The sequence below is a fragment of the Amycolatopsis sp. NBC_01307 genome (genome assembly GCF_035975215.1).
Classification (GTDB): domain Bacteria; phylum Actinomycetota; class Actinomycetes; order Mycobacteriales; family Pseudonocardiaceae; genus Amycolatopsis.
Genome location: NZ_CP108403.1, coordinates 2573270 through 2597650, shown reverse-complemented (window position 1 = coordinate 2597650; position 24381 = coordinate 2573270). Strand labels below are relative to the sequence as shown.

Below are 24381 nucleotides of genomic sequence, written 5' to 3'. Positions count from 1 at the left end.
AGGAGCCGCCGTCGACGGTGGTCAAGGTACCTTTCGGAGCAATGCTCGAAAGTTTCGAGCGTGTCCATCCCGCGCCTGATGACCTAGAATCCCCTTCATGCCAGTGAAATCCGACGATCTCGAACCCGCAGCGTCGCGGGTCACCATCGCCCGGATCGCCGCCGAGACCGGCGTTTCCGTGCCGACCGTTTCGAAGGTGCTGAACGGGCGTCCGGACGTCGCCGAAAGCACGCGCGCCCGCGTCGAAGCCGTCATCGGGAAATACGGCTACCGGCGGCGCGCCGACGAGCGTTCCCGCCGTTCCCGGCTGCTGGAACTGATGTTCCACGAACTCGAAAGCACGTGGGCGCTCGAAATCATCCGCGGGGTCGAGTACGTCGCCCGCGAAAACGGAATGGCGGTCGTGCTGGCGGAATCGTCGGGGCGGCACACGCCGGGGCAGAGCTGGCTGGAGAGCGTGCTCGCCCGGCGGCCGGTCGGCATCGTTTCGGTGTGTTCCGACTTCACGAGCGGGCAGCTGGCGAAACTGCGCGCGCGGGACATCCCGCTGGTGATCGTCGATCCCGCCGGCGCGCCCGGCCCGGAGACGCCCTCGATCGGGGCGACGAACTGGCAGGGCGGGCTGACCGCGACCCGGCACCTGGTGGAGCTGGGCCACCGCCGAATCGCGATGATCGGCGGCCCGGACGGCGTGCTGTGCAGCCGCGCCCGGATCGACGGCTACCGCACGGCGCTGGAGACGGCGGGCCTGGCGTTCGACCCGGCGCTGGTCCGCAAGGGCGACTTCCACGTCCGGTCGGGCTACCGCGAACTGGCATCACTGCTCACCCTCCCCGACCGCCCGACGGCGGTCTTCGCCGGCAGCGACCTGCAGGCCCTGGGCGTGTACGAGGCAGCCCGCGACGCGGGCCTGAAGATCCCCACCGACCTGAGCGTGGTCGGCTTCGACGACCTCCCGGTGGCCAGGTGGCTGACCCCGGAGCTGACGACGATCCGCCAGCCCCTGCAGGAAATGGCGGCGGCGGGCGCCCGGCTGGCGATCGCACTGGCCCGCGGCATGGCCCCGGAGGCGAGACGGCTGGAGCTGGCGACGAGCCTGGTGGTCCGCCACAGCACCGCGGCCCCGGCGGAGCACGTGATCCCCGCACCGCGGTGACCGGGCTGGAGCCGGACGGCAGCCCGCCGGGCCCGGCCCACCGGCACGCGACATGGTCGCCCCGCCGAAAGCGCCATGCCGCGCTCCGCCGACGACTGGACCCCGCACCTCTGGCCGGGTGTCGCCGCCCCGGCAGAGCACGCGATCGCCGCACCGCGGCAGCCGGGTCGGCGCCGCCCGGCAGCCCGCCGGGCCCGGCCCACCGGCACGCGACGAAAGCGCCAAGCCGAAAGCGCCAGGCCGCGCTCTGCCAGCGACCGGACCCCGCGACCCTGGCTGACTGTCGCCGCCCCGACGGAAGGTGTGATCCCCGCACCGCGGTAGCCGGGCCGGTGTCGCCCGGCAGCACGGCCGCCGATCACGGCGGACGATCTCCGGACCGCGCGCCGCGACAAGGCGCAGCGGTCGGTCACGGCGGCCGCCCGCCGGACCGTGGCCCGCCCGCCGCGACCAGGCGGTCTGGCGCAGCGGCCGGTCACCTTCCCAGCCTCGTGCTCTCCGGTGGTCCGAGGTAGCTCGGCCGCAGGCCGCCCGTGTCGACCACCAGTTTCTGCACCACCACCGCCGGGTCGATCATCCAGAGCTTCAGCACGTGCGGGCCCGGTGCGGCGACCACGTGCCGCGTCGAGGTCAGGTTCACGTTGTCCGACGTCGTCCGTTCCCACTGGCGGTTCATGGTCGTGTCGTCCGCGCCCGACGCCTTCGTGATGTTGACGACCTGCGGGGCCGCGTCGTCCAGCGAGACCGCGTAGCGCAGCCCGTCGCCCTGCAGCACGTTGTTGCGCGGCGAAAGGTACGCCCAGACCGTCACCGGGCCGGTCGTGAACAGCGTCATCCGGTACTCCAGCCGCGGGCCCGCGCCCGCCGCGCGGCTCGGCGCCGTCACCGGGAACGGTGTCATCCCGGCGCCCGTGCGGCCGAGGTCCGGGATCCGCCGCCACGACACGCCCGCCGCGGGCACGGCGTCGCCGTGGTCGGCCTCCATCGAGACGTGTCCCCCGGCCTCGACGAACCCGTGCCGCCACGTCACCGGGAGCGAGCGGTTGACGACCATCGCGTCCACGACGACCGTGCGTCCCGCACCCGACACCGTGATCGGCACCGTCGTGGTGCCCTTCGGCGCGCGGGCCCAGTCGATCCGCACCGTCATCCGCAGCTCCTCGTCCACCCGGCCGCCGCGCGGCTCGACGCGTACCCACGGCGCCCCGGCCGTGACGGTGCAGCGGAACGGCGTCCGCCCCCGGTTGAACACGTCCACGTACTGCGCCGGCGTGCTCTGGAACGGGCTGAACTCCGGCAGCACCGGACGTCCCGGCGCCGCGGGCCACCACTGCTCGGACCCGTCGACCGCGACCCCCATCTCGGCGGCAGCGGGAACGGAAACCCGTTGTACCGCCGGGAAGATGACGTCCGGCAGCGCGACGTTGTCCTTCTCCGGCTGCTGCCACGGCGCGTTCGGGCCGTAGCGCGCGACGTCGCCGTAGTCGATGTGCGGCTGGGTCTGGAACCCGTTCCACTTCCCGCCCGCGATGCCGGTGTTGTACTTCGCCGCCAGCGCGAGGTCGTCGGCGAACCGGGCCTCGGTCAACGCGGCCAAGCCGTTCGCCGACGCGCGCCCCTGCGCCGCGTACAGCAGGTTCGTGAACTCGGCGCGCCGCAACGCGTACAGGTTCGCCGTCGCCCCGACCTCGTAGAGCACCAGCTCGTAGTAGGCGTCCCGGTACACCGCGGGCAGTCGCGAAGAGATCTTCGACGCACGCGCGGCCAGTGCCTGCCACTCGTCGGTGACCGTGTCCAGCTCGCGGTAGTTGACCAGGCTGAACGGCGTCGCCTGGTCGTCGTACACGATCGTGCCGTCGGCCTGCAGCGTGATCTTCCGGTTCAGCAGCTCCGGCTTCCGGCGCGACTGCAGCCGTCCGTAGTCGTGCAGCACCGACGCGATGTCCGACGCCGGCGCGGCACCGAAGTTCGTCGCCGCGAAGTCCCGCTCCCAGGTGGACAGTCGCGACGCGGGCAGCGCCGACGGATTCCACGCGTAGTCGAGGAAGAACTGCAGCGGCAGCTCGTTGCCCTTCAGGTCACCGACGTTGACGACCCACAGCCGGTCGTTGCCGTAGGAGACGGCCTGGTTCAGCTGCTCCCAGGTGTTCGCGATCAGGCTGGTGTCGACCCACTTGTAGTTGCGGCCGCCGCCGACGTAGTCGAAGTGGTAGTACAGCCCGTACCCACCCGGATGCGGCGGCAAGGAGAGATCCGGGTGCTTGCGGATGTTGCCCCAGTTGTCGTCGGTGAACACGACGATGACGTCGTCGGCCGGGCGCAGGCCCTGCGCCCAGTAGCGCTGGACCTCCTTGTAGAGCGTCCACACCTGCGGGACGTCCGTGCTCAGCTCGCGCGCGAGGATTTCCCGTTCGGTGGCCAGGATCTCGCGCATCAGCTCGATGCCGTCGCCGTCGGGCAGGCTGACGTCGCCGTTGCCGCGCATGCCGAGCGTGACGACGCCTTCGAAGTCCTCGCGGGCCATCCGGCGGATCCCGTCGGCCCAGTAGGCCTTGATCGCCTCGCCGTTGCGGCGGAAGCTCCACTCCCCCGTGCCGCCGTACGGGTCGTGGCCGGGCGTGACGATGGTGCCGGCCGCGTCGCGGACCGCGGCGACGGCGTGCCGGTTCCACTCCTCGATCCCGCGCATCATCGGCGCCTCGTGCGAGGTGCCCATGACGACGCCGTACTCCTTGGCCGTCGCGTGGTTGAGCGGGTCGTCCTCGGCGAACGCGCGGCCCCACACCGCCGGCCACAGGTAGTTGGCCCGCAGCCGCAGCATGGTCTCGAAGACCTTCGCGAAGAACTCGTGGGTGAAGCCGCCCGGGTAGCCCGGCGCCTTGCCCGGCCCGAAGTACGCCGGTGCCCAGGTGCCGAGCGCCGGGTTCTCGTCGTTGATGAAGAACCCGCGGTACTTGACGCGGGGCGTGCCCAGGCTGAACCGCTCGCCCGGCAGGTGCAGCTCCGCGCTGCGCCGCGGCGGGACGTCGGCCCACCAGTACCACGGCGAGACGCCGATGCGCCGCGAGATCTCGTAGACGCCGTAGATCACGCCGCGCTGGTCGCTGCCGGTGAGCACCAGCGTCCCGTCGACGGCCTGGCTCAGCGACGTCTCCCACTTGCCCGTGATCCCGGTGACGTCGAGGCGGCCCGCGCGGACCAGGTCGTCGACCAGCGGGCTGTGGCCGAGGGTGCCGATCAGCACCACCGGCCCGTGCGCGGGGACGACGTCGATCGAGACGGCGGGCCGCACGCCCGTGACGCGCTCGACGTCGGCTGCGAGGTCGCCGGCGACCCTGCGCACCCCCGGCCGGTCCCCGGAACCCACCACGATGGTCGCGGCTTTCCCGCGCTCCACCAGGGGAAAGCCCGTGCCGGCTTCGGCCGTTCCCGGCAGCACGGCGGTTCCGGCACCGGCCACGGCCAGCAGCTGGAGGAAGGCACGGCGGTGTACCTCGGACGTCACGGGAGACCTCCTGAGTCAGCCCTTCACGGATCCGGTGAGCCCGCCGACGATGCGTCGTTCGGCGAGCACGAAGAACGCGAGCGCGGGGATCATCGACAACGCGGTGAACGCGAGCACCCGGGCGGTGTCCTGGGAGTACTGGGACTGGAACGTGGCGACACCGAGCGGGAGCGTGAAGTGCGCGGAGTCGTTGAACACGAGCAGGGGCAGCAGGTAGGCGTTCCAGCTGGTGACGAAGGCGAGCACGCCGACCGTCGTCAGCGCGGGCGCCGACAGCGGCAGCAGGATCCGCCAGAAGAACCCGAGCCGGCTCGCGCCGTCGAGCACCGCGGCGTCCTCCAGCTCGCCGGGGATGGCGTGCATGAACGGGCGGAGGATCACGATCGTCACGGGCAGCGAGAACGCCGCCTCGGGGATCGCGACGCCCCAGAAGCTCTCCAGCATGCCGAGCTGGCGCAGCCACAGGTACAGCGGCAGCGTCGCCACGGTGAGCGGGAACAGCAGACCGAGCGTGAACAGCGTGTACAGCGCTTCACGGCCCTTGAAGTGGTACCGCGACAGCGCGAACCCGGCCATCGAGCCCAGGCCGACGGCCACGGCGGTCGCGATCACCGCGATCAGCGCGCTGTTGCCGAGGAACGTCCAGAACGCGCTCGAGCCGAGGACCGAGGCGTAGTTCTCGGTGATCCACGGCCCGGGCAGCCCCGCCGGGTCGGAGTTGATCTGCGCGTTGCTGCGGAACCCGCCGAGCACCACGAACAGCAGCGGCACGAGAGTCACACCGACCACGACGATCGCCGCGAGATACCCCATCGACAGGCCGAACCGGCGCGAGCGCATCAACCCACCATCCTGGTCAGGGCGCCCTGGGTGTCCCGGCGCAGCGCGAACCGCTGGTACAGCAGCGCGAACACGAAGCAGATGACGAAGAGGATCACCGCGACGGCGGAGCCGAACCCGAACTCGTAGCGCTTGAAGCCGTGGTCGACCAGGTAGGTCGCCATCGTCGTCGACGCGTTCGCGGGCCCGCCGAGCGTCATGATCCACACGATGTCGAACAGCTGCAGAGAGCCGATCACCGACAGGAAGATCCAGATCCGGATGGTCGGCCCGAGCAGCGGCAGCACGACGTGGCGGGTGGTCTGCCACGCCGACGCGCCGTCGAGCGCGGCGGCCTCGCGCAGCTCGGCCGGCACCCCCTGCAGCCCGGCCAGCAGCAGGATGATGCCGAAGCCGATGAACTTCCAGGTGATCACCGCGAACAGCGTGTAGAGCACGATGCCCGGGTCGGCCAGCCACTGCCGGACCAGGCCGCCGAGCCCGGCGCCTTCGAGCACCTGGTCGGCGAACCCGCTCGGCTGCAGCATGAGCACCCAGATCACCGCGGTGATCGCCTCGGACAGGACGTACGGCGCGAACACCAGGGACCGCAGCACCGCCCGGCCGCGCAGCTTCCGGTTGAGCAGCAGCGCCAGGCCGATCGACAGCGGCAGCTGCACCACGATCGACAGCCCGGCGATGATCAGGTTGTGCACGATCGCGCTCTGGAACACGTCGCCGCCGAAGGCGTCGACGTAGTTGTCGAAGCCCACGAAGTCGTCGAGCGCGCCGAACCCGTTCCAGTTGAACAGGCTGTAGAACGCGGCGATCCCGATCGGCACCAGGACGAACCCGGCGAACAGCAGCAGCGCCGGGCCGAGCAGCAGCGCCAGCTCGAGCCGCTTGCGCAGGCTCGACCGCCGCTTCCGGACCGGCACCGCCGGTGCGGGCGGTCGCGCCGCCCGCACCGGGCTGGTGGTCGTGGTCACTTGTTGCCCGCCGCGGCCTGGTTGACGGCCGCCACGATGCCTTCGGGGGTGCCCTGGCCGGCGAACATGTTGGCCACCGCGTCGTTCAGCGCGGCGCCGACCGCCGTCGGGAACGCCCGGTCGAAGTACATCTGCAGGTACGGCGACTTCGTGCCGTAGTCGTAGACGGCCTTCAGGGTGTCGGTCTTCAGCGCCTTGGCGGCGACGGTGTTGACGGGCAAGCCGGCGCCCTGCGCGGCGAGCTGCGTCTGCACCGGCTCGCTGCCCAGGTACTGCAGGAAGTCCGCGCACGCCTTCGACGCGCGGGTGGTGCAGGCGAAACCGTCACCGCCGCCGAGCACGGCCGCGGGGTCGCCCGCACCGCCTGCCACGGACGGGAACGGGAACCAGCCGACCTTGGAGTCCAGCTGCTTGTCCTCGGTCAGCGCCGACATCGTGCCGGGCTCCCAGTCGCCCTGCAGCTCCATCGCCGCCTTGCCGTTGGCGACCAGGCCGGCCGAGCTGCCCGCGCCCTGCTGGGCGGCGGTGCCGGCGAACCCGGTCTGGAACGGCTGCGTGGCCAGGAAGTTCTTCAGGTCCTGCCCCGCCTTCGTCCAGCACGGGTCCTCGAGCTTGATCGCCTTCACCGACTGCTTGAGCACGTCGACCGAGCATTCGCGGACGGCGAAGTAGTTGAAGTAGAAGGCATCCGGCCAGCGGTCCTTGCCACCCACCGAAATCGGCGCGACGCCCTTGGCCTTGAGCTTGGTGACGGCGGTGTTCAGGTCGTCGATGGTCTTCGGCGGCTCGGTGATCCCGGCGTCGGAGAACAGGTCCTTGCGGTACCAGAAGCCGACGAAGTGCTGCTCGAACGGCACGCCGTACTGCTTGCCGTCGACCTGCCAGTTTTCGCCGAACTTGCCGGTGGTCGCGGAGATCCACGACTTCGTGGCGTCGGTGATGTCGGCGACCTTGCCCGAAGTGATCTGCGAAGCCAGGTCGCCGGCGCCCCAGGACTGGTAGACGTCCGGTGGCTCGGCCCCCTGCAGGGCGAGGGGCACCTTGGTGGGGAAGTCCTCGTTCTGCAGCGGCTGGGCCTTGATGGTGACGTCCGGGTGTGCTTGGTGGTAGTCGGTGACCACCTTCTCCCAGATCGACTTGATCGGGTCGGTGGTGCCGTTGTGCCACCAGGTGAGGGTGACCGGGCCGCTCGGCTGCGCGGGCGCGTCACTCCCCCCACCGCTGCACGCCGCGAGGGCGAGCGGTACGACCGCCGCGAGCGCGGCGACTACGGGGATTCGGCGTTTCACAAACATCTTGGGTCCACTCCTGACGACTTCGGCCGAGTTGGACGGGGCGTGACAACGCCCGGGTTGGCGAAGAGTCTGCGCCAGCGAAAAACGGATGTCAATCGTTGTCGATAACGTTTTACATGGCTAGTCTGAGCCGATGCAGCCCAGTTCCAGGGTGACCATCCGTGACGTCGCGGCCCGCGCCGGCGTCTCGGTGGCCACGGTCTCCAAAGTGATCAACGACCGCTACGGCGTCTCCGCCGCGACGCTCGCGAAGGTCCGGGCGGTGATCGAAGAACTCGGCTACGAAGCGAGCCTCGTCGCGCAGAGCCTGCGCAACCACCGGACCAACGTGATCGGCATCCTGGTCGCCGACCTGGAACCGTTCTCGACCGAGCTGCTCAAGGGAGCCGCGGACGCGATCCGCGGCAGTGGCTTCGAGCTCGTCGTCTACTCCGCGGGCGGGCGCACCGGCGACCCGAAGGGCTGGGAGAAGCGCTACCTCTCCCGGCTGAGCGGCACCCTCGTCGACGGCGCCGTGCTGGTCACGCCGGCCGTCTCGCTGGAGGCCGTGCCCGGCACGCCGGTGGTCGCGGTCGACCCGCACACCGGGCCGTCGCACCTGCCCACCATCGACTCGGACAACCTGCGCGGCGCGCAGCTGGCCACCGAGCACCTCCTCGAGCTGGGCCACCGCCGGATCGGCTTCCTCGCCGGCCGGCCCGACCTGCAGTCCGCCGAGCTGCGCAAGACCGGCTACCTGCGCGCCCTGACGGCGGCGGGCGTCGCGGTGGACGAGGCCCTGATCCGGGACGGCGCGTACGACCCGGAGATCTCCGCGGCCTCGGCGCACGAGCTGCTGACCGGGCCCGACCGGCCGACCGCGGTGTTCGCCGCGAACGACATCTCGGCCATCGCGACCGTCGGCGCGGCCCGTGAGCTGGGTCTCTCGGTGCCCGAAGACCTTTCCGTGGTGGGCTTCGACAACGTGCCCGAGTCGGCGCTCTGCAGCCCGCCACTGACCACAGTGGACCAGCCGATCCGCGAGATGGGCCACCGCGCGATCAGCATGCTCATCGCGCTGATCAACGGCGACGCCGTCGAGCGCACCCACCTCACCCTGGACACCGGCCTGGTGGTGCGGCGCTCGACCCGCGCCCTCCCCTGATCTTCTCCCCTACGAAGGGCGGACAGCCTTGACCACGCAGCCCACCGAGGCCCCCAAATCAGCGGAGCCCTGGCGTGACCCCACCGCCGACCCGGCCGAGCGCGTCCGCGCGCTGATGGGGCGGATGACCCCGCGCGAAAAGCTCGGCCAGCTCTACGGCGTCTGGGTCGGCATCGACGCCGGCGGCGAGATGGCCCCGCACCAGCACGAGTTCGTCGACGCCGTGATCGACCTCGACGACCTGGCCCGGCACGGGATCGGCCAGCTGACCCGGGTGTTCGGCACCCGCCCGGTCGACCCGGTGATCGGCGCCCGCAGCCTGGCACGCACCCAGCGGCAGATCATCACGAGCAGCCGGTTCGGGATTCCCGCCATGGTGCACGAGGAGTGCCTCACCGGGCTCGCCGCGTGGCAGGCCACCATCTTCCCCGCGCCGCTGTCGTGGGGCGCGAGCTTCGATCCGGACCTGGTGCGCCGCATGGCCGAACGGATCGGCCGGACCATGGTGGGCCTCGGCGTGCACCAGGGCCTCGCGCCGGTCCTGGACGTCGCCCGCGACCTGCGCTGGGGCCGCGTCGAAGAGACCATCGGCGAGGACCCGTACCTGGTCGGTACGATCGGCAGCGCCTACGTCGCGGGCCTCGAGTCGGCCGGCGTCGTCGCCACGCTGAAGCACTTCGTCGGGTACTCCGCCTCCCGCGCGGGGCGCAACCTCGCGCCGGTTTCCGTGGGCCCGCGCGAAATCGCGGACGTCCTGCTCCCGCCGTTCGAGCTGGCCCTGCGCGCGGGCGCCCGCTCGGTGATGAACTCCTACACCGACGTCGACGGCGTCCCGGCCGTCGCCGACCAGGCGCTGCTGACGGATCTGCTGCGCGACACCTACGGGTTCACGGGCACGCTCGTCGCCGACTACTTCTCGGTGGCGTTCCTGCACCGGCTGCACGGCGTCGCCGCCGACCGCGGCGACGCCGCCGGCCAGGCCCTGACCGCGGGCGTCGACGTGGAACTGCCCACCATGGACTGCTACGGCGAGCCGCTGCTCGCCGCGGTGGAAGAGGGCTCGGTCGATGCCGCCGTCGTCGACCGGGCCCTCGAACGCGTGCTGCGCCAGAAGTGCGAGCTGGGCCTGCTCGACGCGGACTGGGCGCCCGAGGTGCCGGAGGAGATCGACCTCGACGACGCGGAGTCCCGGGACCTGGCCCGTGAGGTGGCCGAACGCTCCATCGTGCTGCTGCGCAACGACGGCGCGCTCCCGCTGGCCCCCGGCCGCCGGGTCGCCGTCGTCGGCCCGCGCGCGGACGCGGCCGGCGCGATGATGGGCTGCTACTCGTTCCCGCTGCACGTCGGCGTCCACCACCCCGACGTCCCGTTCGGCGTCGAGGTGCCCACGGTCGTCGAGGCCTTGCGGGCCGACCACGACGTCACCTACGCGCTGGGCTGCCCGGTGGTCGGCGGGGACGACGACGGGATCGCCGAGGCCGTCTCGGCCGTGGCGGCCGCGGACGTCTGCGTCGCCGTGCTGGGCGACCGGGCCGGGTTGTTCGGCGGCGGAACGTCCGGTGAGGGCTGCGACGCGCCCGACCTGCGGCTGCCCGGCCGGCAGGAGGAACTCCTCGAAGCCCTGCTCGCGACGGGCAAGCCGGTGATCCTCATCCTGCTGTCCGGGCGACCGTACGAGCTGTCGCGGCAGGCAGAGAGGCTGGCCGCGATCGTCTGCGGCTTCTACCCCGGCGAAGAGGGCGCGCCCGCGCTCGCGAGTGTCCTCAGTGGACGGATCAACCCCTCGGGCCGGCTGCCGGTCGGCTTCCCGGCGGCCGGCGCGAGCCAGCCGTCGACGTACCTGGCGGCGCCGCTCGGCCGGCGCAGCGAGGTCAGCACGGTCGACCCGACACCGCTGTACCCCTTCGGGCACGGGCTTTCCTACGCGCCCGCGACCTGGCAGGACGTCAGCGCGACGGGATCGCTGTGGCCGACCGACGGCACCTGCCAGGTCCGGGTGACGCTGCGCAACGACCACGACCGGCCGACGTCCGAAGTCGTCCAGGTGTACCTGCACGACCCGGTCGCCGAGGTGGCCCGCCCGGAGCGTCAGCTGATCGCCGCGCGCCGGGTCGACCTCGAGCCCGGTGAGGCGAAGGTCCTGGACATCGGCCTGCACGCGGACCTGACGTCCTACACCGGCCGCGCGGGTCACCGCCTGGTCGAGCCGGGCGACGTCGAACTGCGCGTCGGCACGTCGAGCGAGCAGATCGTCGCGACGTTGCACTGCACGCTGTCCGGGCCCCGCCGGGAGGTCGGGTTCGATCGCGTACTGGCGCCGGAGTTCTCGGTGTGAAGCGCCCCTTCGACGCTTCGCTGCGCCAGACCGCCCGCCTCTCCGCAGGCGGCCCCGGATCTGCCTGCGGCTGAGCACACCCCGGAAGTCCGTGAATGCCACATCGAGGGACTTAGTGTCCCTCGATGTGGCATTCACGGACTTCGGCGGGCCCTGACGATTCTCCCGAACGCCTTCCACGGCAAGCCGTCGACGACGGTCACCTCCCACCCGGGCTCGCTCACGCCGTCGTATCTGGCGCCGGGTGATCAGGTGACCGCCGCGGACCTGCCGGGCGCGACCCCGGCCGACCACTGGTACTTCCTGAGCGGCGTCGAATGGGCCATCGTCTTCGAAGGCGTGAACGACATCGGCACCGCGGCCACCGGAGCCGCCGCGCAGACCGCGGACGACCTGATCGACGCCTACGACCAGATCATCACGCGCGGGACATCCGCGTCTACGGCGCAACGCTGACGCCGTTCGGCGGCAACGCCCCCTACGACACCCCCGGGCGCGAAGCGCCTCGGCAGCGGGTCAACACGTGGATCCGCGGCCACTTCGACGCGGTGCTCGACTTCGACCGCGTGGCCCGCGATCCGGCCGCGCCCGGGCAGCTGCGGCCCGCCTACGACGCCGGCGACCACCTGCACCTCAAGCCGGCCGGGTACCGGGCGCTCGCGTCGAGTGTCCCTTTTGGACTGTTCGGCCACCGTTGACGCTCCCCCGCGGGGGTGAAGACGCGCTTGTGAAGCCGACCACAATCCTCTGTGGAGCGTAGCCGGCTTGATCTTCTCTCCGTCGCCCTGCGAGAGACACCGCCACTCCATCGGGTGGCGGTGTCTCTCGATCTTCATCATTCGTGGTCGTCGTCTGTGACACACCGTAGATTCTCCTGCGAGTAAAGGATTTCCCGGCTGGGCCGAGCGGGAAGATCGCCGCGGCGCACCGCCGGGCCGGGCCGTCCGCCCGCTGCTAGTGTCCCGCCTGCCCTGGTCCGGACCACGCTCGCCGCGGCCGGACAGGTCCCCCGGAACTCCTTGAGAAAAGACGGAACTTGACCGACCTGAACCACCCCGGCCCCCGCGAATCGTGGTCCCCGCAGCCCGGCTCGCCGGACTGGCACGTCACCGCGTTCCTCGGGCCACAGCCGGGCGCCGGCGACCACACTCTGATCGACGCGGTCCGCGAGCTGCGCGCCCGGATCCTGTTCGACCACGGCCGCCGCCCCGCGTTCCTCCGCTCGGACGGCTCCCACGCCGACGACCAGGACCTCGACTTCGGCGCGTGGCACTTCATCGCCCGCCGCAGTCCCGGTGGTGAGCCGCTGGGCTACATCCGGCTGTCTGCACCGGACTCCGGTGAGCGGTTCCAGTCCCGGGCCTACCTCGGCGACGCGAGCTACGAGGAACTCCTGGCGGCCGAAGGCATTCCGCTGTCCGAGGTGTTCGAGCACAGCCGGCTCGTCGTCGAGCACCGGGCCCGCAAGCTCGGGCTCGGGCAGTACCTCAACGCGCTGGCGATCGGCGCGGCCCACCACCTGGGCGCGCGGGCGATGATCGGCACGTCCGGCACGAAGGACGGCCAGGACCGGTTCCACGAACGGTTCGGCTTCCGGCCGGTGCCCGGTACCCGCCGCTACGTCCCGCGCTACACCGAGGACGTCGTGATCATGTTCCACCGCGTGCTCGACGGCGCGGGCCGGCAGCACGACCTCGTGACGCGGCTGCGGGACGAGTTCCCGCTCATCGCGGCGAGCGGCCCGTCGCCGCTGCTCCCCGCACCGCGGGCGCCCCGCGCGGCGCCGCTCACGCTGACCGAGGCCGCCACGCCCGACCGCGACGTCTGGCGGCCGGTGCTGTTCACCGCGGCCGACCACGACGCGCTCACCCGGCTGCTGGCCTCCGGCGACGTCCGCGAAGTCCACGACACCCTCGACGAGCAGCTCACCGAACTGGTCCGCAGCCGCGAACCGGCGTGCCGGGACGACGCCGAGATCGACCGGAAGAAGCGCGAGCAGCTGACCGGCGTCGCGGCGTGGGAGTACGGCACCTGGGTGTGGTACCCGTGGTCGGGACGGCTGGTGCACGTGCTGCCGCGCGAGGAGTTCCGGCTCGTCCGCACCGACCGCAACCGCGGCCGGATCGAGCGCCCGGAACAGCGTGACCTGTTCGGCAAGCGGATCGGGATCATCGGCCTTTCGGTCGGCAACAGCGCGGCGCTGACGTTCGCGCTGGAAGGCATCGGCGGCGCGTACCGCCTGGCCGACTTCGACGACTTCGGGCTGTCCAACCTGAACCGGCTGCGCGCCGGCGTGCACCACCTCGGCGTCAACAAGGCCGTGCTCTCCGCGCGGCAGATGTTCGAGATCGACCCGTACCTCGACATCGAGATCGAGCGCGACGGGCTGACCGCGGACACCATCGAGGACTTCTTCGCCGGCGGGATCGACCTGCTCGTCGAGGAGTGCGACACGCCGTGGGTGAAGATCGCGGCCCGCGAGTACGCGCGTGACCTCGGCATCCCGGTGGTGATGGACTGCAACGACCGCGGCATGCTCGACGTCGAGCGGTTCGACCGGGAGCCCGACCGGGCGCTGCTGCACGGCTTGCTCGGCGACGTGAAGTCCGTCGATCTGGCCGACCTCGGCTACCAGGAGAAGGTCGACCTCATCCTGGCGATGGTGGACGCCGACCGGATCAGCCCCGAGCTGGCCGCGTCGTTCAACGAGCTCGGGCGCACGCTGAGCAGCTGGCCGCAGCTGGCGTCCGGCGTCGCGCTCGGTGGCGCGCTGTGCGCCGAGGCGGCCCGCCGCATCCTGCTCGGCCGCCCGTGCGAGTCGGGCCGGTTCTACACCGACCTTTCCCAGCAGCTCAGCCCGGCGCGCAGCGTTTTCGCGGGCGGTGCGGTGTGAGCGCGCTGGCCGTCCCGGTCACGATCACCGGCACCGGCGTCCACCTGCCGCCGGACATCGTCACGAACGCGGAGCTGGCCGCGACGCTCGACACGTCGGACGAGTGGATCATCAGCCGCACGGGCATCCGCGTCCGCCGCCGGCTCGCGCCGGACCGCGCGACGTCGGACATGTGCGTGGCGGCGGCCCACTCCGCGCTGGCCGCGGCGGGCATCACCGCCCGCGACGTCGACGCGATCATCGTCGGGACCTACACCTACGACCAGCCCCTCCCCTCGACGGCACTGATCGTGAAGGAGCTGCTGGGCGCGGACCGCGCGCTGACGCTGGACATCACGCAAGCGGCGTGCGCGAACGGCGTCCAGGCGTTGTTCCTCGCGGCGCACCTGCTGCAGACGTCGGCGGCGTCGACGGTGCTGGTCATCGCCGCGGACTGCGCGTCCCGCGTCACCGACCCGGCCGACCGCACGACGCGCGTGTTCTTCGGAGACGCGGCGGGCGCGGCCGTCCTGACCCACGCGTCGTCGTCCGGCGGGCTGCTGGGCTGGGACTTCGGCACGGAGCTGTCGTACGACGTCGAGATCCCGGCGGGCGGTTCGCGCCTCCCGCCGGCCGCCGCGTCGGCGTCGGACCACTACCTGAAGATGGACGGCCGCGCGGTCTGGAACACCGCGACCCGCTGCCTGCCGGACAGCATCCTGCGGGCGGTCGACGACGCCGGCTTGTCGGTGGAGGAGATCACGCACTTCTTCCTGCACCAGGCGAACTTGAACATCATCACGGCGGCGCTGGACAAGCTGGGCGTGTCACGCTCGCGGGCGCCGATCACGGTGGACCGCCTGGGCAACACCGGTTCGGCCGGCGTGTTCACGTCGCTGCACTCGGCGTTCGGCCAGGGCGCGGTCCGCCGGGGCGACACGTACGTGGTCTCGTCCATCGGCGCGGGCTTCCAGTGGGGGACGCTGTGCTTCCGCCACGGGTGAGCTGAGCGGGCGCGGCCCCGGCTCCCGAGCCGGGGCCGCGTCACCGCCCGACCACCGCGAGTGACGTCGCGCGGATTGTGGACATCTTTGGGACACAAGGGAAAACCCGACGGCGGGGTACGTGATCGGGGTCACGGTCATGCCCTATAGTGGCGCCGTCTTGTTCGTCCCCACCCGAAGTCGTCGCTCCCGAAAAGGGGAACCCATGTCCGACGTCATCAACAGCATCTTCGGCCGCCCCAACTCCGGCACCCCCGCCACCGGCGGGTACCCCCCGGCCGAAAACACTCCCGAAGTCGTTGCCACAGAAGAGATCGAGGCCGACGCGGCCGAGACCACCGAACCCGCTGAGGACGCCGAGGACGTCGCGACCGAGGACGCTTCGGTCTCCGCCTCCGAAGACGCCGAGGCCGTCGACACCGAAACCGACGAGGCTTCCAGCGACGTCGAAGACGAGGCGGCGGACGACGTCGAAGACGAGGCCGTCACCGAGGAGTCCGACGAGGCGGCCGCGGACTCTGTCGTCGAGGTGCCCGAAGAGGAAACCGACCGAGTCGCGACGCCGGTCGAGACTGAGGCCGTGGTGGTCGAACCCGTAGCGGCGGTCGAGGTCGTAGACGAGGCGGAGCGAGTAGTCGCGGCCGCCGCCCGCCCCGCCGCCGGCACCCGCGGCGCCACCACCATCGGCGACGACGTCGTGGTGAAGATCGTGTACCGGGTGGCCCGCAAGGCCGAGGGCGTCCACGAACTCACCAGCGACGACGTCGAGGTAGCGGTAGACGGCGACGTCGCCACGATCACCATCTCCGTGGTGATCGACTTCGGCCACGCCGTCAAGGCCCTGGCCGAGAAGATCCGCACCGACGTGATCGACGCGGTGGAAAAGTTCCTCGGCCTCGACGTCGAGGGCGTCGACGTCCACATCGCCGACATCCACTTCCCCGACGCCGACTGACATCGACCGCGTTCGGTCCCGGGGTCGTGCCCCGGGACCGGGCCAGCGGAGTCTACTGTCGTACTTCGTCACTGAAACGATCGATGTCGGCAGGGTGGATCCGTGAACTTCGTCGATGATTCCGGGAAGTTCGTCGGAAATTATCCGAGATTTCCCGAAGACAGTCTCAAACTGACATTCGTCGATGAAGTCTTCGGCATATCCCGCGAATTGCCGAAGAACTACGTCGAGCGCGACAAGGTCGACAACAAACTCTTCCTCGCGTTGAACCAGAACCACCACATCGTCATCCACGGCTCGTCGAAGCAGGGTAAGACCTGCCTGCGCAAGTGGAACATCAACGACAAGCCCCACGTCGTGGTGGCCTGCATCGAGATCGCCAGCCTGTCGGAGTTGAACGCGGCGATCCTGAAGGCCGTCGGGTACCGCGTCGAACGCTCGAGCTCGACCAGCGTTTCCGGGAAATCGAAGATCAACGCGAAGATCGACCTGAACTTCAAGATCTCCGCGTTCGGCCTGACGACCTCGACCGGCGAGGAGCTCGAGAATTCCCAGGAGCGAACGCGCACCACAGAACCGCTGGAGCTCGATCCCGAAGACATCAACGACATGATCCGAGCACTCGAGTCCATCAAGTCACTTCCCTGATCATCTTGGAAGACTTCCACTATCTGCCGAACAGTGTGCAGAAGTCTTTCTCAAGAGCCTTGAAGGGCTACTTCGACTATTCGATCCATCGGTTCATCATGATCGGCGTCTGGCTGGACGACAACAAGCTGCTCAGGTTCAACGGCGACCTGGGCAGCCGGATAGCCACGGTCAACGCCGATCACTGGTCGAAAGCCGAACTGGAGGACGTGATCGAAAAAGGTGAAAATCTGATCGGTCTCAAGTTCGACGATCACTTCCGCGACCACATCCTGGAGAACTGCCTGGGCAGCGTCTGGGTTGTGCAGCAGGTCTGCTACCAGGCGTGCGTCGCCGCCGGAATCATCGGCGACTCCGAGGGCAAGGTCCGTCAGGTAGGGTCCCTGGAACTCGCGAAGAAGCTGATGCAGGACATCGTTCGCGACCAGTCGAGCAGGTCCACGAGTTTCATCGACAGCTTTTCTGCCGGACCGAGCGCCGACCTGGCCGAGATCTACCAGTGGACGTTGTACACCGTGATCGCCAGCGATGTCGCCCGGCTCAAAGGCGGCCTCCAGGTCACAGAGATCGTCAACTTCATCGAATTGTTCGGCCTGGGGACCGGTCCGAGCGCTCGCGACCTCCTCAAGGAACTGCCGAACATCGCCGAATTCCAGATGCACCACCTCGAGATCAGCCCGATCGTCCTCGACTACGACTTCGGCGCCCGGCGGCTGAACGTGGTGGATCGCTCGTTCCTGATCTGGCTGAACGGCCAGGACCGGGTCGAGATCCTCCGAGAAGCCGACATGCCGGGCGCGTCCATCCGGCACTGGCAGCGAGTCGTGCGAGAGGTGCAGAACGTCCACCACAAGTCGGACGTGATCATCACGGAAGGCCGGCACCGAATCGGCGACGACGCTCAGCCCTCTGCTCAACCGGAAACTGCGTAGCGGAGGTGGGTCACGCCGTTCCCGTCGAGCCGCCGGACGACGTCCAGCTCGACCCGCTCCGACTCCGCGAACAACCGCCGGCCGCCGCCGAGCAGGACCGGGACCAGGTGGATCTCCAGCTCGTCGAGCAAACCCGCGCGCAGCAACGATTGCGCCGCCCCCGCGCCGTGCACCATGACCGGCCGGCCGCCGGCCGCCTGCACCGCTTCGGTCACACACGCGACGACGTCCGTGTAGAACCGCGCGCTTCCGGGCGGCTCGTCGCCGGGGTCCACGTGGTGCGTCAGGACGTGGATCGGAACGCCGTCGTGGTGGTCGCCCCGCCACCGACCGGCCAGCTCGAACGTCCGGCGGCCCGAGATCACCGCGCCGGTGGCCAAAGCCTCGCGGTAGACCTGACCGTTCACCCCCTCCCCCAGCCGCTCGTCCAGCCAGTCGAACAACCGCCCGCCACCACGGCCGAGCTCCTGGCCGGCTCGGTCGTCCGGACCGGCGATGAAGCCGTCGAGGGACATCGACATGTACAAGATCACCTGGGACACGGGAGAACCTCCTTCACCCACGCGTCGAACGAGCGACGCCCGGATCGACAGGTTCAGGCTTCCCGGGCCCGGCTGATCACCTCCTCCAGGCGCAACGGGCTCGCCGGGTGGTGGGTCAGGCACAGCGGTGTCGCCACCTGCCGGAAGCCGAACGCCTCCCCCGCCACGTAGAACTGCGCGCGCTCCAGCCGCGAGATGTCCGCGACCGGGCTGCCCTTCGCGCGGGCCAGCTCGTTGGCCGCCGCGATCTGGGCCGGGCTGTTGAGGCGGCCGAAGAACTGCGTCATCGCGTTGCCGACCACCTGGTTGTGCAGCCCCTTCGGCGCCTGCGTCGCGAACAGCAACCCCAAGCCGTACTTCCGCGCCTGGGACGCGAGCACGATCGTGCTGCGCGTGCTCGCCGTCAGCGTGCCCGACGCCGCGAGCATCTGCGCCTCGTCCATCACGAACAACGCTCCCAGCGGCCGGTCGCCCGCCGGGTTGCGTTTGATCCAGGCGAACAGCTCCATCTGCAGCTGGTTGACGAAGTTCTGCCGCTGTTCCTCCGCCGGCAGCCCGACAAAACTGATCACCGACACCCGCGCCCGGTGCCCCGGCGCCGGCGTCAGCAGCACGCCCGGGTCCACCGGCTCACCGCCGCCGGCGAACAGCGGGTCGTTGACCATCGCTGCCTTCAGCACCTCGGCCAGGTCGGCCGCGATCCGCCTGGCGTCGTTGAGGTTGCTGACGTCGTCGGGCAGGTCCGACAGCAGCTCGATCAGGTCCGGCAGGCTGCGCGACCCGGTCCGCGCGTGATGGATCACGGCCTGGCGCAACACCGCCAGGCCGATGTTCGCCTTGACCGTGGTCCCGGTGAGCCGGGCCTGCGGCGCCAGCGTCGCCACCGCCACCTCGACGGCCGCCGTGAACTCGTCGGCGTCGTCGAGGACGCCGCCGAAGTCCGGCAGGGGCTGGAACGCGAGCGGCCGCCCGGTCGCCCGCCCGGGCGTCCACACGACGACGTCCGTCTCCGCCAGGTACCGCTTGGCCAGCTGGGCGTCATCGGGCCCCCACCCGGCCGGCGGCTCGGGCCAGGCGTCCCCGAGACGCGAGAGGTCGTTGTTCGGGTCCAGGACGATCGCGGAAACCCCCAGCAGAGCGCACTCCTCCACGATCCGCCTGAGCAGCACGGTCTTCCCCGACCCGGACCCGGCGAAGATCGCGGCGTGCTTGCGCAGCGCCGAAAGCCCGATCCGCACCGGCACCCCCGACCCGACAACCGTGCCGAGCGTGATCTCCCCTTCAGCGGGCGGCGGGTGCGCCTCCTCGGCGCGCTTTCCGTCCACCGGCGGCGGATGCTTTTCGTCCCCACGCTGCTCACCCACCACCGGCGGCGGATGGGTCCCTTCGGCAGGCTGCCCCGGCGACGGCCCCTTCACCTCGGAGCGCTGCCCGTTCGACGGCGGCGGCAACACCGCCGACAACAGCTCCGAGCGGCTGGCGGGGCGCCGGTCGACGAGCCATTCGTGCAGCTCGCGACCACCGGTCTCCAGCATCCGGTCGAGCGCCCAGAACGTACGCACGTCCGGGTCGGACAACGGCTTGGTGCGTCCTCCCGCGGTCTCGAAGGCGCCGACCTCCTCCCGGGTCTTCTTGCCCTGCGACCATTTCAGCGCCCGGATGATGACGAGGTGCCGGTTGTCCGCGCCCGGTCGCTGTCCCGCCGCCGACCGGGCCTTGCGGAAGCGGCTCAGCGCGGCCCGGGCGTCGCGGGCGGCGATCGCCCGGAATCCCCAGTGCTCCTGGAGATCCGACGCCTCGTCGACCGTCCGGGTGAGCCAGGCGTGCAGTTCGCCGCGCCCGTTCTGGTGCTCGCACACCCATTCCAGGTTGTCGTCCCCGACTTCGGTGATCCAGCTGCGCAACGCGGCCGACAGCAGGTTGGGCATGACCTTGTCTTCGGTCTTCTCGTTGCGCAGCTTCTCGGGATCGGCCTCGGCCTTCAGCTTCTCGAACTCGGCGTCGAGCGCAGCGAACTGGTCTGTTTCCAGTACGGTCCGCAACGGAGCGACCGGCACCGGAGGTTGTTCGTCGAAGGACGTGAGCTCTGTGACCTGCCCGGTGCGCAGGCACGTGTCGATGTGAGCCACGATGCGTTGCAACAGGACTCGCGGGGTCCACTGCTCCCAAGGCCGTTCGAAGGCTTCGAGCGCCACCGGCCAGGTCGGGTGGGGCGGCGTGAACTCCATGGCCCGGTAGGCCACGCCGAGCCGCTTTTCCACCAGGGCCCGGCCGAGCCGGGCGTCGGTGATCCGGCCGAGCGTCACCGACTCGCGGAAGCGATCGGGCACGGTGCCGGCGGCCTTCGTCTTGATCTGCTCCCACGTGCTGGGCAAGCAGGCCAGCACCGTCAGGGTCTTGTGGGTGACTTCGCGCAGCCCCATGAGCCCGTCGGCGATCTCCGCCACGAGCAGGTCTTCTTCGGTGCTGTCCCCGATCTGCTGCGTCCGCTTCACCGACCGCGCGACGAGGGTGTCGAGCTGGTCCACGGCGATCACGACCGGACCGGTCAGGGCGAGCAGCCGGGTGATCTCCTGCACGAGGGCGCGAGCGGGTTTCGGGCGCGGCCGGATGCCCCAGTCCTTGGCATCGGACGTGAGCTCGTCGTCCCCGTCGAGGTAGTCCTCGCCGATGTACCGGGCGCTCCGGTCCCGGCTCGCGAGGAGCACGAGCGCACGGGCCGTGTCACCGCAGTCGTAGGCGACCGTCTCGTCGAGATGCGCTACCCCGTCGACAAACGCCTCGACATCGTCCGAGGTCACCCCGCGGCCCCGCCGGAGCCTCGTCGTGACCTCGGCGTCGACCTGAGCCCGCAGGCACACACGCAGCAGGAAGCTCTTCAGCTGCGACTCGCCCGACTCGTCCGGCCGGGACAGCCCCCGGCGCAACGCCTCGGCCGTGTTGTCCCAAAACGCGTCCGCGGCGGTGACCTCGGCGAGGAAGAAATAGCCACGCGCGCGGTGCACCTGACGGCGGACCAAACCCAGCAGGTGGGTCTTGCCGACGCCCTTCAGCCCACGCAGCACCAGGCCGATCGGGCTCGGGCCGTCGCTGGCCGCGGCGTCGCGGATGCCGGTGTCGAGCGCAGTGAGGGCGTCGGCGTGCAGCCCGTCGACGTGGTACGGCGAATCCCGCCAAACGTGGTCGGGGGTGTCCGCCCAGTCGAACCTCAATGCCGCCAACGCTGCCAGTTCGTCCATCACAGCGCCTCGATCGAGAGCAGGTGGTTGTCCTCACCACCGATCCGGATCGCCGCCTCGTGGTCGGCGGCGGTGAGGGCCTTGCGGTTGTCCTCCGGCACCAGGTGGATCTTCCCGGCCCCGCTCAGCTGCTTCAGCACGGCGTCGACCTCGTCTGCGGGCGCGCCGAGCTTGAGCCGCAGGTCGACCAGCCCGATCCAGCCGCGCGGTTCCTTGACCAGTTCCCGGTAGGCGATCCGGATCCGGCCCTCGAGGTCTTCCGACTCCGGTTCGAGCTCCGGTTCGACATCGGCCTCGACGCCGAAAACGTCGGCAGGCCGGAGCTTCTCCTGGCGCAAGAACCCACTGAGGCCGCCCAGGACGAGGTACAGCGCCGAACAGAGAACGCTCTGCGGCCGCGGCGGTGGCGGGGTCTGTTCCTGCATCTCCGCCTCACACCATGCCCATCCGCTGTCGGTCAGCTGGTGGACGAACGTGCGGCCGACCTTCGCGCTGGCGACGTACCCGGTGTCGTTCAGCTGGGTGCGGTCCTTGCCGGTCAGGGTGAACCCCACTCGTTCCTGCAGTTCGGGGTTGGGCACCTCCCGGCCCAGCACCATCAGCGTCAACATCGCCGCGGTCTGCTTGTGTCCCAAGCGGTCGGTCATCCGAGGTCCTTCCGGTGGTTCGTGTGCTGAAACGTGGTCTTCGCCCGGGCGTCGAGGACGTGGAGAAGCATGTCGATCGACTTGCGGGTCTCGAGCGGAACGCCGTGGTGGCGGTCGCCGTTCGGGGAACGGGGTTTGATGACGAGTGCGAGGTCCGCCGCGAGGTCCTTGACCCGCGCGTCATCGCCGCCGCCGGCGGCCGCGCGCAGGTCCTGGACCACCTCGTCGACGAGGTCCCACAGCGGTGGGCGCAGCCACGCCTGGAGGGTCTGGCGCAGCAGCGCGGCGAGATCGGGTTCGTCCGCGTCGACGAGCGGGGTGAAGCCCTGGAGCTGGCCCACCAGGTCGCGGGCCACCTCGGCCGGGCCGCGGGACGGCCCCAGCCGCAGATAGCGGAGGTTGCCGACGTAACCGGGGAGTGCGTTGGGCTCGGTGCCCGGGGTGAGCACCGGGATGACGCGGCGGTCCTGGCCGAGCGTCCGGTGCAGGAACAGCTCGATCTCCGCCGACTGCCAGCGGCTGACCTTGCCGTCGATGACCAGGCACAGGTGCCGGGCGTCGTCCTCGGCCCGGGCGAGCAGGGAACGGTCGCCCGACAGCGACTTCCCGACCCGGACGTCGAGCCGCTCCAGCTCGGCGACCAGCGCGTTCGCGACCTTCACGCTGGACCGCGGGATGCTGACCCGGACCTCGTGCGCGAACTCGCGCCGGACTTCGCGGACCGTCGCGACATACGCGTCGCGGTTGCCCGCCAGCAGGTCGGTGCGGTCCAGCCGGTGCCCGATCACCGCGGCGACCGTCTCCAGGGCGAAGCCGATCTGGTCGGCGCTCGGCGTCGCCTCCTCCAGGACCGGCAGCTGCTCGCCGAAACTCCAGTACGAGACGTAGGGCAGGGTCAGGTGCCGGGACATCGTGTCGGCGTCCACGGTCTGGTCGAGCCACGTCCGGTACAGGTCCGCCGTCTCCTCGACGCAGATGCGCCGCCACTTCTCCGACCGGTCGTACTCTTCGCGGTTGTCGAACCGGGACAGCACCGGGAGCACGGTCAGGCGCGGCCGGTCGAACGGCATCCGGTCGCGGGCGACGTCCGCGCGCCGGGCGAGGTCGACGGCCCCGCGGACGCTCTGCATGTTCGCGGTGAACAGGACCACGAGGTGGTCCGGGAGGTGCGCGGTGCAGATGCCGCCGATGTCGGAGATCCCGGTGCGGCTGTCGATCAGGACGAAGTCGTACTCGGCCGTCCACCACTCGCGGCACCGCTCGAGGTAGTCGCCGAACCCCTCGTCGTAAAGGCCTTCCCAGTCGATGTCCTGGACGCGCCCGGCGTACCCGGCTCCTTCGCGCCCGGCGGCGACGAAGTCGAGCGCGCCGACTCCGGTCAGCCGGGTGATGTGCATCGCCGGGTCGAACCGGCCGGCGCGGAAGTCGTCGACGAGGTCGACGACCCCCCGCAGGGGCGGACCGGTCAGCTTCTCCCGGAAGTAGTCGCTCAGGCCGGGGGCCTCCAGGTCCCAGTCCAGGCACAGCACCCGGTTCCCCCACCGCGCCAGCAACACGGCGACGTTGGCCAGGGTGAAGCTGCGGCCGACGCCGCCCTTGTAGGAGTAGAAGGTGAAGACCGACCCCGGCATGCCTCAGAACCTCGGCATCCGGGGCCGGTTCGGCGGCTCCGGCATCGGGGTGTCGACGGGCCAGTCCGGCCGCCAGTCCGGCGCGAGGTCGATCAGCACTTCGAGCTCCTCGGCGATCTTCTCGATCTGCTGGTGGAACTCCAGGTACGCCGGCGAAGCTTGGAAGTGCTCGTAGGGCAGATTCCACTTCTTCAGATCCCACATGCTGCGTTCGTGCGCGTACGCCGGGAAGTTCCGCGAGTCGCAGAAGATCACGGGGTAGATCAGCCGTCGCGGTCGCTCCGGCGTCGCGCGGCCGACCAGTTCCTCACGTTTCGCCATCGAGTGCCATTCGGCGAGGCACCACTCGCTCTGGAAGTACTTCGGAGAACACACCGGCACCAGGATCCGCGTGCGTTGCAGCGCGGTCCGCAGTTCCGCCGGCCAGTGCGAACCGGTGGGCAGGGTCTCGTCGAAGAAGACCTTCACCTCACGGTCGAGATTGCTGTCCAGCAATTCCGACAGCCGTGGGTGAAAATGATTCCTGACCCAGGCCGGAACCACCCGGTCGCCACGTTGGTAGCTGATGAAGACGTCGTACTGGTACACGCGTGCCGTCGCTCCTTCACCGCTCCCCACCAGGCGGATCACAGCCTAGATCGACACACCTCGCCGAGATAGACGAGAAA

General features: G+C 70.3%; 19 protein-coding genes. 10 read left to right on the top strand and 9 right to left on the bottom strand.

The window, feature by feature from the left end; all coding sequences use genetic code 11:
- Positions 1-97: 97 nt before the first annotated feature.
- On the top strand, positions 98-1156 hold the full coding sequence (locus OG439_RS11455) for a LacI family DNA-binding transcriptional regulator (RefSeq protein ID WP_326949364.1): 1059 nt from the start codon (positions 98-100) through the stop codon (positions 1154-1156).
- A 475-nt stretch (positions 1157-1631) separates the two neighbouring features.
- Here OG439_RS11455 and OG439_RS11450 read toward each other — a convergent pair whose 3' ends face one another.
- Genes OG439_RS11450 through OG439_RS11435 form a run of 4 tightly spaced genes read right to left on the bottom strand, consistent with a single transcriptional unit; the run spans position 1632 to position 7764 of the window.
- Entirely contained in the window at positions 1632-4661 is a 3030-nt protein-coding gene (locus OG439_RS11450; RefSeq protein WP_326949363.1) for a glycosyl hydrolase 115 family protein, read from the bottom strand.
- Between the two features lie 15 nt (positions 4662-4676).
- The gene (locus tag OG439_RS11445; RefSeq protein WP_247051542.1) at positions 4677-5501 is read right to left on the bottom strand and encodes a carbohydrate ABC transporter permease; all 825 of its coding nucleotides are present in this window, start codon (positions 5499-5501) and stop codon (positions 4677-4679) included.
- The gene (locus OG439_RS11440; RefSeq protein ID WP_247051541.1) at positions 5501-6469 is read right to left on the bottom strand and encodes a carbohydrate ABC transporter permease; all 969 of its coding nucleotides are present in this window, start codon (positions 6467-6469) and stop codon (positions 5501-5503) included. The genes OG439_RS11445 and OG439_RS11440 overlap by 1 nt, the downstream gene beginning before the upstream one ends.
- Positions 6466-7764, bottom strand: a complete 1299-nt coding sequence (locus OG439_RS11435; RefSeq protein WP_326949362.1) for an extracellular solute-binding protein — start codon at positions 7762-7764, stop codon at positions 6466-6468. Before OG439_RS11435 ends, OG439_RS11440 begins: the two co-directional genes overlap by 4 nt.
- Before the next feature lie 133 nt (positions 7765-7897).
- On the opposite strand from OG439_RS11435, the gene OG439_RS11430 reads away from it, so the two are divergent.
- From OG439_RS11430 to OG439_RS11390, 9 genes are all read left to right on the top strand, one after another.
- Positions 7898-8908, top strand: a complete 1011-nt coding sequence (locus tag OG439_RS11430) for a LacI family DNA-binding transcriptional regulator (protein WP_326949361.1) — start codon at positions 7898-7900, stop codon at positions 8906-8908.
- A 28-nt stretch (positions 8909-8936) separates the two neighbouring features.
- A complete protein-coding gene (locus tag OG439_RS11425) occupies positions 8937-11243 on the top strand; it encodes a beta-glucosidase (RefSeq protein WP_326949360.1) in 2307 nt (768 codons plus the stop codon).
- 252 nt (positions 11244-11495) lie between these two features.
- Positions 11496-11699, top strand: a complete 204-nt coding sequence (locus tag OG439_RS11420; protein ID WP_326949359.1) for a hypothetical protein — start codon at positions 11496-11498, stop codon at positions 11697-11699.
- 92 nt (positions 11700-11791) lie between these two features.
- Positions 11792-11941: a hypothetical protein gene (locus tag OG439_RS11415; protein ID WP_326949358.1), complete on the top strand. Its 150-nt coding sequence runs from the start codon at positions 11792-11794 to the stop codon at positions 11939-11941.
- 338 nt (positions 11942-12279) lie between these two features.
- Positions 12280-14136, top strand: a complete 1857-nt coding sequence (locus tag OG439_RS11410) for a ThiF family adenylyltransferase (protein WP_326949357.1) — start codon at positions 12280-12282, stop codon at positions 14134-14136.
- The gene (locus OG439_RS11405) at positions 14133-15119 is read left to right on the top strand and encodes a 3-oxoacyl-ACP synthase III family protein (protein WP_326949356.1); all 987 of its coding nucleotides are present in this window, start codon (positions 14133-14135) and stop codon (positions 15117-15119) included. Before OG439_RS11410 ends, OG439_RS11405 begins: the two co-directional genes overlap by 4 nt.
- A 205-nt stretch (positions 15120-15324) precedes the next feature.
- Complete coding sequence (locus OG439_RS11400; RefSeq protein ID WP_326949355.1) at positions 15325-16074, top strand: Asp23/Gls24 family envelope stress response protein; 750 nt, start codon at positions 15325-15327, stop codon at positions 16072-16074.
- 102 nt (positions 16075-16176) lie between these two features.
- Positions 16177-16722 (top strand): hypothetical protein, encoded by a 546-nt coding sequence (locus tag OG439_RS11395; RefSeq protein WP_326949354.1) that lies wholly within the window; start codon positions 16177-16179, stop codon positions 16720-16722.
- A gap of 5 nt (positions 16723-16727) precedes the next feature.
- Entirely contained in the window at positions 16728-17654 is a 927-nt protein-coding gene (locus OG439_RS11390; RefSeq protein ID WP_326949353.1) for a hypothetical protein, read from the top strand.
- On the opposite strand, the gene OG439_RS11385 is transcribed toward OG439_RS11390, so the two are convergent.
- From OG439_RS11385 to OG439_RS11365, 5 genes are read right to left on the bottom strand one after another with little or no spacing between them, the layout of a single operon-like run.
- Positions 17636-18196, bottom strand: coding sequence for a dihydrofolate reductase family protein (locus tag OG439_RS11385; RefSeq protein WP_326949352.1), 561 nt, complete (start codon positions 18194-18196; stop codon positions 17636-17638). The genes OG439_RS11390 and OG439_RS11385 overlap by 19 nt on opposite strands.
- Positions 18197-18249: 53 nt before the next feature.
- Positions 18250-21435, bottom strand: a complete 3186-nt coding sequence (locus OG439_RS11380) for a helicase HerA domain-containing protein (protein WP_326949351.1) — start codon at positions 21433-21435, stop codon at positions 18250-18252.
- Complete coding sequence (locus OG439_RS11375) at positions 21435-22082, bottom strand: hypothetical protein (protein ID WP_326949350.1); 648 nt, start codon at positions 22080-22082, stop codon at positions 21435-21437. The genes OG439_RS11380 and OG439_RS11375 overlap by 1 nt, the downstream gene beginning before the upstream one ends.
- A complete protein-coding gene (locus tag OG439_RS11370; RefSeq protein WP_326949348.1) occupies positions 22079-23713 on the bottom strand; it encodes a KGGVGR-motif variant AAA ATPase in 1635 nt (544 codons plus the stop codon). The genes OG439_RS11375 and OG439_RS11370 overlap by 4 nt, the downstream gene beginning before the upstream one ends.
- A gap of 3 nt (positions 23714-23716) precedes the next feature.
- Positions 23717-24301 carry a toll/interleukin-1 receptor domain-containing protein gene (locus tag OG439_RS11365; RefSeq protein WP_326949347.1) on the bottom strand — a complete coding sequence of 195 codons (585 nt, stop codon included), beginning with the start codon at positions 24299-24301 and terminating at the stop codon, positions 23717-23719.
- Between the last annotated feature and the right edge of the window lie 80 nt (positions 24302-24381).